General features: G+C 56.8%; 12 protein-coding genes and 1 pseudogene. 5 read left to right on the top strand and 8 right to left on the bottom strand.

Annotation, left to right across the window (positions count from 1 at the left end):
• Positions 1-106: 106 nt before the first annotated feature.
• The 3 genes from VGP75_RS12605 to VGP75_RS12595 are packed head-to-tail and all read right to left on the bottom strand — an operon-like array spanning position 107 to position 2,468.
• Entirely contained in the window at positions 107-1,048 is a 942-nt protein-coding gene (locus tag VGP75_RS12605) for a nucleoside hydrolase (RefSeq protein WP_327544005.1), read from the bottom strand.
• Between the two features lie 59 nt (positions 1,049-1,107).
• Positions 1,108-1,317 (bottom strand): hypothetical protein, encoded by a 210-nt coding sequence (locus VGP75_RS12600; protein ID WP_327544004.1) that lies wholly within the window; start codon positions 1,315-1,317, stop codon positions 1,108-1,110.
• Positions 1,314-2,468, bottom strand: coding sequence for an aromatic ring-hydroxylating oxygenase subunit alpha (locus VGP75_RS12595; protein WP_327544003.1), 1,155 nt, complete (start codon positions 2,466-2,468; stop codon positions 1,314-1,316). The genes VGP75_RS12600 and VGP75_RS12595 overlap by 4 nt, the downstream gene beginning before the upstream one ends.
• Positions 2,469-2,800: 332 nt before the next feature.
• On the opposite strand from VGP75_RS12595, the gene VGP75_RS12590 reads away from it, so the two are divergent.
• Positions 2,801-3,043, top strand: a complete 243-nt coding sequence (locus VGP75_RS12590) for an EF-hand domain-containing protein (RefSeq protein ID WP_327544002.1) — start codon at positions 2,801-2,803, stop codon at positions 3,041-3,043.
• A gap of 81 nt (positions 3,044-3,124) precedes the next feature.
• Here VGP75_RS12590 and ilvN read toward each other — a convergent pair whose 3' ends face one another.
• The 4 genes from ilvN to yghU form a co-directional block, all read right to left on the bottom strand.
• On the bottom strand, positions 3,125-3,691 hold the full coding sequence (gene ilvN, locus VGP75_RS12585) for an acetolactate synthase small subunit (RefSeq protein WP_327544001.1): 567 nt from the start codon (positions 3,689-3,691) through the stop codon (positions 3,125-3,127).
• A gap of 79 nt (positions 3,692-3,770) precedes the next feature.
• Entirely contained in the window at positions 3,771-5,525 is a 1,755-nt protein-coding gene (locus VGP75_RS12580) for an acetolactate synthase 3 large subunit (RefSeq protein ID WP_327544000.1), read from the bottom strand.
• Positions 5,526-5,787: 262 nt separating this feature from the next.
• Complete coding sequence (locus VGP75_RS12575; RefSeq protein ID WP_327543999.1) at positions 5,788-6,705, bottom strand: calcium/sodium antiporter; 918 nt, start codon at positions 6,703-6,705, stop codon at positions 5,788-5,790.
• Positions 6,706-6,765: 60 nt separating this feature from the next.
• Complete coding sequence (yghU, locus tag VGP75_RS12570; protein ID WP_327543998.1) at positions 6,766-7,635, bottom strand: glutathione-dependent disulfide-bond oxidoreductase; 870 nt, start codon at positions 7,633-7,635, stop codon at positions 6,766-6,768.
• Positions 7,636-8,066: 431 nt separating this feature from the next.
• Here yghU and VGP75_RS12565 point away from each other — a divergent pair, with 431 nt between their 5' ends.
• The 4 genes from VGP75_RS12565 (at position 8,067) to VGP75_RS12550 (ending at position 14,011) form a co-directional block, all read left to right on the top strand.
• The gene (locus tag VGP75_RS12565) at positions 8,067-9,140 is read left to right on the top strand and encodes a LysM peptidoglycan-binding domain-containing protein (RefSeq protein WP_327543997.1); all 1,074 of its coding nucleotides are present in this window, start codon (positions 8,067-8,069) and stop codon (positions 9,138-9,140) included.
• A 359-nt stretch (positions 9,141-9,499) separates the two neighbouring features.
• Complete coding sequence (locus VGP75_RS12560) at positions 9,500-10,585, top strand: TRAP transporter substrate-binding protein (RefSeq protein ID WP_327543996.1); 1,086 nt, start codon at positions 9,500-9,502, stop codon at positions 10,583-10,585.
• A gap of 109 nt (positions 10,586-10,694) precedes the next feature.
• On the top strand, positions 10,695-11,639 hold the full coding sequence (locus VGP75_RS12555; RefSeq protein ID WP_327543995.1) for a TRAP transporter small permease subunit: 945 nt from the start codon (positions 10,695-10,697) through the stop codon (positions 11,637-11,639).
• A 17-nt stretch (positions 11,640-11,656) separates the two neighbouring features.
• Complete coding sequence (locus tag VGP75_RS12550; protein ID WP_327543994.1) at positions 11,657-14,011, top strand: TRAP transporter large permease; 2,355 nt, start codon at positions 11,657-11,659, stop codon at positions 14,009-14,011.
• 71 nt (positions 14,012-14,082) lie between these two features.
• Here the strand turns inward: VGP75_RS12550 and VGP75_RS12545 are convergent.
• Positions 14,083-14,487 (bottom strand): annotated as a pseudogene (locus VGP75_RS12545) (arginyltransferase); the annotation flags it as partial.

Genomic DNA, 14,487 nt, shown 5'->3' with positions numbered 1-14,487 from the left:
GCGGCATTTGTCGCGATCACCTGCGGCGCTTTCACCGGTGTCGGCAATTGCGCGGTGTACATCTGTGGCGGCAATTGCGCGTAGGAATTGTCAAATGGAATACGCATCAGAGCCGGGCCAACCGTGCCGCCAGCAATGCGTAAAAGCCCGAGGCGTCGATATCCTTCATGAACAGCGCATTGGCGGGGCGGTCTGTCACGCGCCACCAGTCGGCCACGGTCATGCCAAGGGTGAGCGCGCTTTCGGTTTCAATCTCGACGTTGATAAAGCGCCCTTCAAACAACTGCGGTTCGATCAGATAGGCGATCGTGCAGGGGTCGTGCAGGGGCGCGCCTTCGGAGCCGTATTTCTCCATATCGAACCGTTCAAAGAAATCGGTCCAGGCGGCAACCATATCGCCCACCTTGGTGTGCATGGAACGGAAGGCGTCAATCCGGTTGTGTGTGGTCAGCGCCTTATGCGTCACATCCAGCGGCATCACGACCAGCGGGGCACCGGCGCCAAAGACGATCTTGGCGGCCTCGGGATCGACATAGATGTTGAATTCTGCGGTCGGGGTGATGTTGCCAACCTCGAAATAGGCACCGCCCATCAGGACAATTTCCTGCACGCGTTCAATGATATCGGGCGCGCGTTCAAAGGCGGTTGCGATATTGGTCAGCGGGCCGATGGGACAGAGCGTTACTGTCCCGCTTGGCTCGCGGCGCAGGGTCTCGATGATGAAATCCACCGCGTGCTGGTCCTGCAAGGGCATCGTGGGGTCGTCCATTTGCGGGCCATCAAGGCCGGTCTTGCCGTGGACATGCTCGGCCGTGACCAGTTTGCGCTTCATCGGCGCATCGCAGCCCGCAAAGACCTTTGTTTCGGGCTTGCCCGCCAATTCACACACAATCCGCGCGTTCTTTTCGGTCAGGGGCAAGGGCACGTTGCCCGCTACCGCCGTGATCCCCAAAACGTCAATATCCTCGGGCGAGGCCAAGGCCAGCAGGATTGCCACCGCGTCGTCTTGTCCGGGGTCTGTGTCGATGATGATCTTGCGCGGTGCCATGTGTTTGTCCTGTCTTGCTTGCCCCTAGACTGGGGTGAAGGGCGGGCAGGGGCAAGGGGCTAGACGCGCTGATGTGCCTTCAGGCGGCGATAAAGTTGCTCTGCGGCAGGATCACCTTTTTCCAGCGCATAGATATAGGCTTGGGTCAGGTAAAAACAGGCGGCATCCAGATTGTCTGCTGCATCTGCGGCCTCGGTATAAAGCGCAACAAGCGCCAAGCGATCATCGCGGGCGTGTGCGTCGAGCAAGCGGTCTTGAAGCGCCATCATGGGGTCGCAAGATGCGCCACCATCCTGCCCGCCACCCAGTCATGGAAGCAATGGGTGGGGCCGTCCATCGCGGGGCTGAACCGGCCACCATCAAAACCGGGCGCATAGCGGCCTTTCTGCATGCCTTCGACCACGAAAATGTCTTCCTCGAAGACTACCTTCCACTGGGCCGCGTTCTTTGCGCGCAAGGTGTCATCGGTTTGCGGTGCAGCATAGTACAGATGGATATGCTCGCGCGTTTGCGCGTGGCTGACAGGTTCCAGCACGATCACGAAGGTATGGTCGCGCTGCACGCCCAGCAGGACGTTGGGAAAGACGGTCAGATATTCACCGCCTTCGGTCCATTGCGCGTCAAGCCCCGCAAAATCGGGGAAGACTGCGCCATCGTCACCTTTCAGTTGCCGGTAAACCAGCGTCCCTTGCCCCGAGAATTTGCCCTTCTCGTTGATGTTGTAGTGATCCTCCAGCCGCGAATAGCTGTTCAGGCCGGGGTGGACCCACGGCAGGTGATAGCTCTCACAGTAATTCTCGACCGCCAGTTTCCAGTTGGTTTTGACATCAAGGGTAAAGGTGCTGTCCGCTCCGCCGTGATACATTGGCTGGTCAAAGGCGGCCCAGCGGGCGATCAGATCGGCGTGGACCTCTTCAAAAGGTGCGGCATTGCCGTCAATGTTGATAAAGACCGTGTCAAACCAGATATGGCTGCGCACCTCAATCAGGCCCAGTAGGGATTTGTCGATTGCGTCATGGGTATTGTGACCGGGCCCGCCCACATGCGGGGTCGAGACCAGTTTGCCTTCGGTTGAATAGCACCACGAATGATAGGGGCAGCGGATTGCGCCCTCGATCTTGCGAGGTTCCGAGACAAGGATCATGCCACGATGGCGGCAGATATTCTGGAAGACGCGGACCTGACCCGCACGGTCGCGGACCAGCAAAAGCGGCATGCCCAGAAATTCCATCGGTTTCGCATCGCCCGCTTCGGGCACGTCAGACGCAACGGCAAGGCCGGCCCAATTGGCACAAAGAACGGCATGTTTTTCGACCTCAAAGACCGCAGGATCAATGTAATGCGCATTCGGCAGCCCATTGGCGGTTTCGATCGGGCGTTGCACCGCGTCCAATGTCTGCGGGGAAAGGTCTTGGGCCATCTGTCACATCCTCATGCTGGCCAAAGCCTAGCACGGGGACGCCGAAAAGATTCTGTCTGACCGCGACGGCGGATTTTCCCGCAGCGACATCACAGGGCCGCCATGCGCCAAAGATTGCCATTTCGCGCAGCGTGCTTAGGTGATGTATTGCCGGTGGGTTTGCGGCACCGGATTGTCAGCGTGCTTTTGCGCATCACTGACACAGAATTTGGCGCAACGGCGCTGCAAATCTGTCTTTTGCAACGCCCCTATGGAATGGTGGCGCAAAGACGACCAATTGTGATGGCGAAGGCAGCAAAGCCTTCTTCATGTCCTTATAGGAGAACGAAAAAATGACACGTACACTTAAGCTGATTGCACCAATTGCCGTCTTGTCTGCGCTGGCTGTTCCCGGCTTTGCCCAAAGCGCTGATATCGATATCAACGGCGACGGCATGTACAGCTATCCGGAAATTCAGGCGGTGATGCCTGAAATGTCCGAAGATGATTTCTCGGCACTTGATACATCGGGTGATGGCCTGCTGGACGCGGACGAGATTGCCGCCGCGGTAGCCGCCGGTCTGCTGCCAGGCTAAAGTCAGGGCGCAGGGTCAGCCTCTGATCCTGCGCCTGATGCGTTCCTCGCGCTTTCCCCAATCGGGCGCGAGGAATTGCGCTTAGGCGACGGAGCCGCGCGCGAGTGCCGCCACGCCGGTGCGTGCGATTTCTGTCAGCCCCAAAGGCTGCATCAATTCGGCAAAAGCGTCAATTTTTTCCGACGTGCCTGTGATCTCAAAAACAAATGATTCCAGGGTGCTATCGACCACACTTGCGCGGAAAATATCGGCCAGACGAATGGCCTCAATCCGGTGTTCACCGGTGCCGTGCACTTTGAAGAGTGCCAGTTCACGCTCAACAGACGGCCCTTCAACGGTCAGGTCATTGACCTTATGCACATCTACAAACCGCCCCAGCTGCGCCTTGATCTGAACGATGGTCTGGGGGGTTCCTGTGGTGACAATGGTAATGCGCGAGCGGTGGCCCAGATGGTCCACCTCGGCCACGGTCAGGCTGTCGATGTTATAGCCGCGTCCGGCGAAAAGCCCGATCACACGGGATAGAACCCCCGGTTCGTTTTCAACGAGAACCGCCAGCGTGTGCCGCTCTTCCTTGTCGGAAAAGGTGGGCCGCAGGTCATAGGCGGAGTGGCTGGTCGAGCCTTTTTTGATTTTAAGCGGTGACATGTGTTTGTCCCTTTAGTCGTTATTTTTCCGGTACACAGGGCGTACACACCCCGTACACAATGCGTGCAGACAGATGTGCTTACACCATCACCGCGCCGTCAGCTTTGATTGCATTGGCTGTATCAGCGTTTTCGCCCAAGAGCATCTCGTTATGCGGCTTGCCTGACGGGATCATCGGGAAGCAGTTTTCGTGCTTTTCCACCAGACAGTCGAACAGGACGGGGCCGTCGTGGTTCAGCATCTCCATGATCGCATCGTCCAGATCATCGGGGTCGGAACAGAGGATGCCCTTGGCGCCGAAGGCCTCGGCCAGTTTGACGAAATCAGGCAGCGATTCCGACCAGCTTGAGGAATACCGCTCACCATGCAGCAGTTCCTGCCATTGGCGCACCATGCCCAGACGTTCGTTGTTCAGGATGAACTGTTTGACCGGCAGTTTGTACTGCATCGCCGTACCCAGTTCCTGCATGTTCATCAGCCATGACGCCTCACCCGCCACATTGATGACCAGCGCATCAGGGTGGCCCATCTGCACACCGATGGACGCAGGGAAACCATAGCCCATCGTGCCCAGACCACCAGATGTCATCCAGCGGTTCGGATCCTCGAAATCAAGGTATTGCGCGGCCCACATCTGGTGCTGGCCCACTTCGGTGCAGATATAGCGGTCGTGGTTCTTGGTCAGCTCTTGCAGGCGTGACAGGGCGTATTGCGGTTTAATGATCTTGCCCTTTTGTTCGAACTTCAGACAATCCACCTTGCGCCATTCGTTGATCTGACCCCACCATTTCTGGACCGCCTCTTTGTTGGTCTTGCGACCGCGGGATTTCCAGACATTCAGCAGGTCTTCGAGCACGTGCGCCACGTCACCCAAAATAGGGATATCGACCTTGATGACCTTGTTGATGGAGGAGGCGTCGATATCAATATGCGCTTTGGTCGAACCGGGGCTGAAGGCATCAAGCCGCCCGGTGATCCGGTCGTCAAAACGTGCGCCGATGTTGATCATCAGATCGCAGTCGTGCATCGCCATATTGGCCTCATAAAGCCCATGCATGCCCAGCATGCCCAGCCAGTTGTCGCCGGATGCGGGATAACAGCCCAGACCCATCAGCGTGGAGGTGATCGGGAAACCGGTTTCCGCCACCAGTTCACGCAGCAGTTGGCTGGCCGCAGGACCCGAGTTGATGACACCGCCGCCAGTATAGAACACAGGGCGTTTGGCGGTTTCCATCGCCTCGGCCAGTTCGGTGATCATCTCCATGTCACCTTTGACCTGTGGGTTATAATGGGTCTCGACCTGACGCGCCTCGGTGTATTTGCCGGTGGCGAATTGCACGTCCTTGGGGATGTCGATCACAACAGGGCCGGGGCGGCCAGAGGTGGCGATATGGAATGCCTCATGCATGATCGCTGACAGTTTGTCGGTCTCTTTGACCAGCCAGTTATGTTTGGTGCAGGGGCGTGTGATGCCAACCGTATCACATTCCTGAAACGCGTCAGAGCCGATCATGAAAGTCGGCACCTGACCTGTCAGCACGATGATCGGAATACTGTCCATCAACGCATCGGTCAGACCGGTCACGGCGTTCGTGGCACCGGGGCCGGAGGTGACCAGTGCCACACCGGGTTTACCGGTGGAACGGGCATAACCTTCCGCCGCGTGCACCGCGCCCTGTTCATGGCGCACCAGCACGTGTTTGATGCTGTTTTGCTGAAAAATCTCGTCATAGATTGGTAGGACGGCACCACCGGGGTATCCAAAGACTGTGTCCACGCCCTGATCAATCAGTGCCTGAACAACCATTTTTGCGCCCGTCATGGTCTTTGTCATCTGTCTCGCGTCCTTCGCGTATCTGGTTTCTTTAGTCACAAAAAAACCCCCGAGTGTGTCGGGGGCGCATGGGATCGTTATGGATTTACCGTTACCGGCCCATGCGCGTGTTTCTCACAATTAGTACGACGTGTGTCATCGGGGTTCCTTTTGCTTGGGCGGACATTAGTGCGCGGGAAAAGGGGGGTCAACCGCCGGAATGGAGAAAATGTCGTTTCGGAGCGGTTTTTTGCAACTTTCTTTCAAAAGGCGTTTTGCAGGGTCAGAGATTGGCCGTCGACAACATATATGCTGTGTAAGCGATCAGCATGAGTGTTCCGGTGATCCGCCCCAGTCTGCCTGTCAGCCACAAAAGCCCGACGGTGACGGCGGTCAGTCCCAACAGGAACGGGATATCAACCGCAACAAAGCGCGCCGCGACAGGAATTGGCGTGGCCAATGCCGTTACGCCCAGAATGCCCAATATATTGAAGATATTGGACCCGATTACGTTTCCGATCGCAATATCGCGCTGTCCGCGGATCACGGCGGTGACGGTGGTTGCCAGTTCGGGCAAAGACGTGCCGACAGCTACGATGCTCAACCCGATCATCGCCTCGGACACGCCGAAATCGCGCGCGATAATGGTGGCACTTTGCACAAGGTAATGGGCGCCGACCATGAGTGTGACAAGCCCGCCCAGCGTAAACACCACACCGCGCCCCAAGGAACCTGCGGGGGTGATTTCATCAGGAATATGTCCGCCGTTTTGCAGACTGGTGACCAGAAACACCGCAAGACCTGCGACCAATACCAACCCTTCAGTCCGTCCTATTTCGCCGGACCAAAGCACAAGCGGTAGCGCAAGCGTGGCTGCAATCATCCAACCCAGATCGCGCCGGATGGTTCTGAAATTGACAACGATAGGGGCCAGCACGGCGGCCAGCCCGAGGATCAGCAGGGTATTGGCGATGTTGGAGCCTACGACATTCCCGATCGCGATACCGGGTTGACCGCCAAGGGCTGCATTCAACGACACAAGCAGTTCCGGCGCCGACGTGCCAAAGCCGACAACCGTGAGGCCGATCACCATCGGCGAAAGACCAAAGCGCAGGGCGAGGCCGCTGGCCCCTTTGACCAAAAAATCGCCACCGACGAAAAGCGCGACAAGGCCAAAGGCCAGAATGAGGTAGGTCAGCATGAAAACTCCCGCGCTGTTGCATAGAGAAGCAGTCGCGCGGGGGATTTCAAGACGTGCGCGCTACTTCTTTTCGTCGCCGATCTTGTCCCATGTCCGGGTGTCGAAATCAGCCGCGTCATGGCGTTCGCGCAACTGCTCGGCTGGATCACCCCATGCGCGGTTGACCATCTTGCCGCGCAGATAGGCGGGACGGTTCATAACCGCATCTGCCCAGCGGTTGACGTGTTCATAGGAGGCCACGTCAAGGAATTCGGCTGCATCATAGACGAGACCTTTGACCAGCGCACCATACCATGGGGCGGTCGCCATATCTGCGATCGAATAGCTGTCGCCACCCAGATATTCACAGTCTTCAAGCCGCTGGTTCAGCACATCCAGCTGGCGCTTGGCCTCCATTGCAAAGCGGTTGATGGGGTATTCGAATTTTTCGGGCGCATAGGCATAGAAATGGCCAAAGCCGCCGCCAAGATAGGGTGCCGAGCCTTGCAGCCAGAACAGCCAGTTGAGTGTTTCTGTACGTTCCGCGAGGTCTTTGGGCAGGAATGCCCCGTATTTCTCGGCCAGATACAGCAAGATCGCACCGCTCTCGAAAACACGCACACCGGTTTCTTTGTCGAACAGGGCAGGGATCTTGGAGTTTGGATTTACATCCACAAAGCCGCTGCCGAACTGGTCACCTTCCTGAATGTTGATCAGCCAAGCGTCATATTCGGCGGCATGGCCTGCGGCAAGAAGCTCTTCAAGCATCACAGTCACTTTGACGCCGTTTGGCGTGGCAAGCGAGTGCAGTTGCAGCGGGTGCTTGCCCACGGGCAGGTCTTTGTCATGTGTCGGCCCCGCGATGGGGCGGTTGATATTGGCAAACTGACCGCCGCTTTCGGCGTCCCAAGTCCAGACTTTTGGCGGGGTGTAGGCGGTGGTCTCTGACATGTCTTCTCCGATCATGGGTATTTGGTCTTCTTTGCAATGTGGGGCCCATTGCTGACGCTGCAAGGTTTTGCGTGCTGCGGTTGCGAAACAGGGGCCCATGAACACCCGGTCCAAGGACCCAATGAAAGAATGGGGATGCTACAGACCCAGCCATATTTCCGCCGCATGGGGAAAAGGAGCAGGGCTGGCACAGTTTCTTAATTTGCTACAATGGTGCAGTTTTAGCGCTGTTAGCTCTGGGAGCGGGGGTAAACAAAGCGCAATGGTTGTACGAAAGTTAACAGAAAGAAACTTTGTATTAGTCCGGTTTTGGTCAACATTTTGCCTTTATCTGCGGGATAGTGGTCGCCAAGGAAACCGATTTGGACAAACACGGTTTATTCAAGTTTGAATTTTTGCGCCGCGGCGCACTCATTGCGAAAGGAAACACAATGTATAAAGCTTCCACGAGTTTGGCTATGGCTGTTGCAGCTGCGGCAGGGTTCACGACATTGGCCGCAGGGCAGGCGCAGGCACAAGAACAGTGTTCCACTTACACCGTCGTGCGCGGTGACACTTTGAGCGGGATTGCATCCGCTGCTGATGTCCGCGGCGGGTTCCGGGTTCTGTTTGACGCGAACTCGAATGTTCTGGCCAGCCCGAACCTGCTTGAGGTCGGACAGGTTCTCACGATCCCCTGTGCAGACGGATCATTGCCGACAAGTGCGGCGCCCGTTGTCGCGGCTTCGACAGCGCCTGCACCAGTGACCTCTGCGCCGGCGCGTGCCTTGCGCATTGCCACAGCGACCGATTATGCGCCCTTTACCGATGAGGACCTGCCTGGTGGCGGGATGATCACGCGGATGGTCGAGCGGTCGATGCAATTGGGTAACCCTGATCAGGAATATGATGTCATCTTTATCAACGACTGGGGATCACACCTTGAAACCCTTTTGCCGACCGGTGCTGTTGATATGGCCTTCCCCTGGTTCCGTCCCGATTGTAGCCGCGTTGAAAACCTTGGTCCTGCCAGTGCCTATCGCTGCACCGACTTCAACCACTCTGACCCGTTCTATGAAATTATCGTAGATTTCTATACGCTGAATGGCAGTGAATATGCCAATGCACAAAGCACTGACGATTTGATGGGTGCGCGTATTTGCCGGCCCGAAGCGTGGTTCATGTTTGATCTCGAGGCAGCACAGCTTGTCGAGCCGAACATCACCTACGTGACAACCGTGGCGCAGAATGGCTGCTTCCAGTTGTTGAAGGACGGTGAGGTGGATGTCGTGACCTATGACGCGTTGCCTGCCGAAGATGACATCCGCTCTGCCGGTATGGTAGACGCTGTTGCAACACTGGAGCCGCTGCGCGGAACCGTGTCGTCACACATCTTTGTCTCGAAGAACAACGCTTTTGCCAATGAAGCCCTGCCGATCATCAATGCAGGTCTGGAGCAACTGCGCCTGTCGGGCGAATGGTTCAACATTGTGCGTGAAAGCATTCAGGCGACCGTCGAAAACTAAATCAAGTTCCCTCCTCCCAAGATGGAAGCGCCCGCTGCTTGATTGCAGCGGGCGTTTTCATTGTGAGGGACGGGTGGGAATAATGAGCCGGCAGATACGACACCTTTTGGCATGCGCGTGATATTGTTGCGATCTGTGCTGCCTGCGCGCAATAAATGCATCATCTTTGCCAGTTTTACCGACTCTGGCGGGTCTGTTTTTCACATTTGCATAAAGATTGGTCAAAAAAAGTAACAATTTTTGCCATTTGGGCGAATGTAATGCTTTAACTTTCAATCAGCGACGTTAGGATGCCGATACTTACGATAGGTTCGAGCTCTGGGAGGAGCCGGACAGAGTTCCAACTGGGAGAATACTAAATGGATCGTCGTTCCTTTCTAAAGAATACCGCGATTGGTGGTTCGGCTGTCGCCGCATCGACACTGGCAGCACCCGCGATCGCGCAGGGCAGGCGCACATTAACGATGGTAACATCGGTGCCTGACGGATTTGCTGTGTTTGATGACGCAGCGGTCAAATTCATTGATCTTTTCAACGCTATGGCAGACGGTGAAGTCACCATCGAAAAGCGCGCAGCAGGCCAACTGGTCGGCGCATTCGAAGTGTTTGACGCCGTGTCCTCGGGACAGGCTGATATTTATCACTCGGCTGACTACTATTTCGGCGGCCAGCACCCTGGCTATTACTTCATGACATCGGTGCCTTTCGGTGCAACCAGCGGCGAAATGATCAGCTGGTTCCATCACGGTGGCGGTATGGAACTGCTTGACGAGTTGGGCGAAATCTTCAACCTCAAGTCGTTCATGTGCGGCGATACCGGTCACCAGCCGGGCGGTTGGTTCAACAAAGAGATCAGTTCCGCCGCTGACCTGCAGGGTCTGCGGTTCCGTATGCCGGGCATCGGTGGTCTGGCACTGGGTCGCACAGGTGCTTCTGTGCAGAACATTCCGGGCGGCGAAATCTATCAGGCGCTGTCCTCGGGTGCGATCGACGGTGCCGAGTGGATCGGTCCCTTCGCGGATGAGCGCCTTGGCTTCCAGGAAGTCTGTGAGTTCTACTACACAGGTGGTTTCCACGAGCCAGGTTCGGTTCTGAACGTGGCCTTCAACCGCGACGTCTTTAACGAACTGACACCAGCGCAGCAGCAGATGGCGGAAACTGCGGCAGCAGCAACACACCACTGGAGCCTTGCACAGTCCAACTACAACAACGGCGCCGCATTGCAGCGTTTGCAGGCGCAGGGCACCAAGATCATGCAATTCCCCGATGATGTTTGGGATGCCTTCGGTCGCGCCTCGAAAGAGGCACTGGACGAGTTTATGGGTGACGAGCTTTTCGTACGCATCCGCGAAAGCCAGGAAGCCGCTGTTGAAGCGACTTATGGTTGGACAAGTATCTCTGACAACGAATTCCAGCGTCAGCGGGCACGTTTCAACGCACTCTAAGGCGTCCGTTTCGGCCGAATAACGGCCAAAAACATCACTATTGTAGGGCCCTGCCAGTGGCGGGGCCCTTCACGCAACACATGACGATCATCAATGCGGGGGAGTGACCATGGGACTGGTCGAAGCATGGGGCGGCAATCCGATCGGGTGGTTTTTCGCCAACCTGATTGAGGCGTTCTACAACTTCTTTTATGCGATCTTTCATCCGGGCCAATGGTTGTCATGGGTGCCTTCGATCAACGGTCCAATGGAGACCGAGCAGAAAGAAGCGCTGATGCGCTTTATCTACTACGGGGCCTCTGTCGAGTTTTTCTTTGTCACATTGGCGGCGTTTCTCGTTTTCACCGCGGTCGGTCTTTATAACAACCGCATCATGTGGGGCTATGTGCGCGGGCTTGAGAGCTTTGCGAATATCGTCGGTCGCGTCGCGGCTTGGGCAGGTTTGCTCATGGTGCTCCAGCAGATCGTCATCATCTTCATGCAGCGGGTCTTTGCAGTCTCTCAAATCAGCGTGGGCTTTGGTGCGTCATTCACCAAAGACGTCAGCTGGTGGTCCGAAGAACTGAAATTCTACAACGCCATGATCGTCTGCCTTTGCGCCGCCTACACATTTGTGCAGGGCGGCCACGTGCGCGTCGATCTGGTGTATTCCGCCGTCAGCTACCGCACCAAGCGCGTGATCGACATGTTCGGGTCGATCGTGTTTATGCTCCCTGGTGCGATCATTATCTGGCTTTATGGCTGGTTCTTCATGTGGCGGCACCTTGTTGTGCCGAACCCTTCGGCGTCTGAATCATTGGATCGCCTGCTAAACAAAGCGCGCGCGCTGCGGTGGAATATCGAAACCATCGGTTTCTCGCCCAACGGGTTCAATGCGTACTTCCTCTTCAAAGTCTTGTTGGTGACCTTCGCACTGATGGTCATGCTTCAGGCGGTCGCTTTCTTCTATCGTTCCTATCTTGAGTGGAAAGAGGGCCCCGAAAGCGAAGGCAAATACCTTGATAAAGACGTTCTAGGCGATCCGACCGCCGAAATTGTTGCAAAAATTCACTAGATTAGGGCGGTAAAGACATGCTTTTCGGATTAGATGGCATCGAAATCGGTATCATTATCGTTTTTCTGACGCTCTTTGCAGGGATCCTTTCGGGCTTCCCTGTCGCCTTTGCAATCATGGGTGCAGCGGTAATTTCGTTCGCGATCATTGCAGGGCTTGATAGTGCTGGGCTGTTGATTCATGCCGCGGTCGACACGGGCTCGGATGAATTCCGCGCCTTGGTCAACGAAGGGGTGCGACAAGAAACGATCTCGGTCTTCAGTCACCCCGAACTTCCGCGTTACGAGGGGCCGTTGTTCCCGCAAGGCTGGGAAGTGGCACTGGACCGCAACATCGGCTTCATGGTCAACCGCATGAACGAGCGTGTGCTTGCGGGCCAGTCGATTGAAACGCTCTTGGCGGTTTTGATGTTCGTGATGATGGGGATCGTGCTGGAACGCTCGCGGATTGCGGATGAATTGCTGACCTCGATGGCAAAGGTCTTTGGCCCGCTGCCGGGTGGTCTGGCTGTGTCCATCGTGATCGTGGGGGCTTTCCTTGCTGCGTCCACAGGCATCGTGGGTGCGACTGTTGTCACCATGGGTCTGCTGGCGCTGCCGACCATGCTCAAGAACGGCTACTCGCCCGAGCTGTCCACCGGTGTGATCGCCGCGTCGGGTACCTTGGGGCAGATCATTCCACCGTCCATTGTGATTGTTCTTTTGGGAACGCTGGCCGGTGATATCTATTCGGCCGCACAGGAAAACCGCGCGCAACTGGCGGGTTGTACGGATGCCTTGACCTATCTGGGTACACCCGCTGTCTTGTCGGTGGGGACGTTGTTCCAGGCGGCGCTGTTGCCCGGTGTTCTTCTGGCAACGCTTTATGCGGGCTATGCGTTCATCTTTGCGCTGATCAACCCGAGCAAAGCGCCTGCGGTGCAGTTTGCCGAGAGCGCAGGCCGTGAAGTGATTACGCGCAACGAAGGCCTGACATGGCTGCTGGCTGTGCCTGCCGGCATTATTGCCCTCACCATCGGCATGGGGCAGGTGAACCTTGTGGGATCGCAATCCGTACTTGTGGACAGCTTTACTGACGCCGGCGAAAACGCATCACTGCGCACCCGCGTGGGCGAGGAATGTCAGGCCTCCATGATCGAACTGCACGGGATCGAGGCATGGGAAACCGCTGTCGCGCAGCAGGCGGCGATTGAAGCAGCGGGCGGCGCCACAGCATCGCGCGAGCTTTCGCCTGAAGAGCGCGCGGCGGCTGTTGCACAGGCGGCCGAAGATGCGGCGCCAATTGGCACAGGTATTGCGGTTCTTGCTGTACTACTGGGCCTTATTCTGGCGCTCGCGCGTGGTGTTGCACCAAGTGCCGACCATCGCCCGCTCTGGCTGGGGGCGGCGGGTGTTGGCCTGATCCTTCTTGCCGATATCATCTTGATTACGCCTTTGACGTCACCGGGGACGACCACCGTGATGTTGGCGATCCCGCTTTTCGTGACCTATCTGGGGCTGCGCCATGCGGTCAAATATCTGGCTGGCAATGAAATCATGCGCGTGGTCTTCCCGCCGCTTGTTTTGATCGTTGCAGTGCTTGGGTCAATCCTTGGCGGTATCACCAACCCGACACCTGCTGCGGCCTTGGGTGCAGGCGGTGCGATCCTGCTGGCGGCCTACCGCAAGCGCAAGGATCAGGGGCTTTCGGGGCGGATCGTCCTGCTGACCGCTGCGGCGATTTTGATCATGCTCGTGATAGGCGGCAACTTCGATTTGCGCCTCGGGCAGGAAGTGGTCCTGTTTGAGAACCGTCTGGCCTATCTGGTGGCCTTTGCAGCCTTTCTTTACGCGATGTTCGGTTTGCTCTGGTCTTGCTGGATCCTGATCGCGGGGGGGGTTCTGGCGCCGGTTGTGCGCGAAACGGCCAAGGTGACCTCAATGGTCTTTACCATCCTGATCGGTTCACAGCTTTTGAACCTCGTGCTGATCTCGTTTGGTGGCGAACACTACATCCAGCAATTCCTGCGCTCGTTCGACAACGAATGGACCGTGTTCCTGCTGGTGATGCTGGTGCTCTTCGTGCTGGGCTTCGTGCTCGACTTCCTTGAGATCATCTACATCGTGATCCCGATTGTGGGGCCTGTGATTTATGGCGGCACGTTTGATCCCAAGTGGGTCACGATCATGATCGCGGTGAACTTGCAGACATCGTTCCTGACGCCGCCCTTTGGCTTTGCGCTCTTCTATCTGCGCGGGGTTGCGCCCAAGTCCATCACGACGGGGCAGATCTATAGGGGTGTGATGCCGTTCATCGGTATTCAGGTCTTTGCGCTCATGCTCTTGGCGTTCGTGCCAGGTGTGGTGACGATTATCCCGAACCTGTTGAACTAAGCCGGGTTAAAATCAAAAAAAGGGCGGTGCCGATGGCGCCGCCCTTTTTCGTTGGGGTGTGCAGTTTTTGGTTAACTCCGCCCGTCCGGCAGGTCGATCCGCGCCACCTGTTCGGCGATTGGGTCGGTCGAGAGCGGGTGCATATCGGCGCGGTAGGCTGATGGGTCCATCACAGGCGTCCACTCACCGCCGCGGTACACCTCAAGACCCTTGTACTTCGCTTTGTAGTCCATCTTGGGGCTGCCAGGCACCCAATACCCCAGATAAACGTAAGGCAGGCCCAACTCGCGGGCGATGGCGATGTGATCAAGAATAACGTAGGTCCCGAGCGAGAGTTTCTCGCTTGCGGGATCAAAGAACGAATAAACCATCGACAGCCCGTCATCGAGAATATCAGTGAGGCAAACCGCCGTCAGATCCTGATCCGTGGTATATTCGATCAGGCGGGACCGGATCGGCGTTTCTTCGACCATCGC

Source organism: Yoonia sp. (genome assembly GCF_036007805.1).
Lineage (GTDB): Bacteria > Pseudomonadota > Alphaproteobacteria > Rhodobacterales > Rhodobacteraceae > Yoonia.
This window is presented reverse-complemented; position numbering and strand designations above follow the sequence as displayed.

Excerpts from the sequence above, each read along its gene's own strand:
- VGP75_RS12605 (WP_327544005.1), bottom strand. The coding sequence starts at position 1,048 with ATGGCACCGCGCAAGATCATCATCGACACAGACCCCGGACAAGACGAC.
- VGP75_RS12600 (WP_327544004.1), bottom strand. The coding sequence starts at position 1,317 with ATGATGGCGCTTCAAGACCGCTTGCTCGACGCACACGCCCGCGATGAT.
- VGP75_RS12595 (WP_327544003.1), bottom strand. The coding sequence starts at position 2,468 with ATGGCCCAAGACCTTTCCCCGCAGACATTGGACGCGGTGCAACGCCCG.
- VGP75_RS12590 (WP_327544002.1), top strand. The coding sequence starts at position 2,801 with ATGACACGTACACTTAAGCTGATTGCACCAATTGCCGTCTTGTCTGCG.
- ilvN (WP_327544001.1), bottom strand. The coding sequence starts at position 3,691 with ATGTCACCGCTTAAAATCAAAAAAGGCTCGACCAGCCACTCCGCCTAT.
- VGP75_RS12580 (WP_327544000.1), bottom strand. The coding sequence starts at position 5,525 with ATGACAAAGACCATGACGGGCGCAAAAATGGTTGTTCAGGCACTGATT.
- VGP75_RS12575 (WP_327543999.1), bottom strand. The coding sequence starts at position 6,705 with ATGCTGACCTACCTCATTCTGGCCTTTGGCCTTGTCGCGCTTTTCGTC.
- yghU (WP_327543998.1), bottom strand. The coding sequence starts at position 7,635 with ATGTCAGAGACCACCGCCTACACCCCGCCAAAAGTCTGGACTTGGGAC.
- VGP75_RS12565 (WP_327543997.1), top strand. The coding sequence starts at position 8,067 with ATGTATAAAGCTTCCACGAGTTTGGCTATGGCTGTTGCAGCTGCGGCA.
- VGP75_RS12560 (WP_327543996.1), top strand. The coding sequence starts at position 9,500 with ATGGATCGTCGTTCCTTTCTAAAGAATACCGCGATTGGTGGTTCGGCT.
- VGP75_RS12555 (WP_327543995.1), top strand. The coding sequence starts at position 10,695 with ATGGGACTGGTCGAAGCATGGGGCGGCAATCCGATCGGGTGGTTTTTC.
- VGP75_RS12550 (WP_327543994.1), top strand. The coding sequence starts at position 11,657 with ATGCTTTTCGGATTAGATGGCATCGAAATCGGTATCATTATCGTTTTT.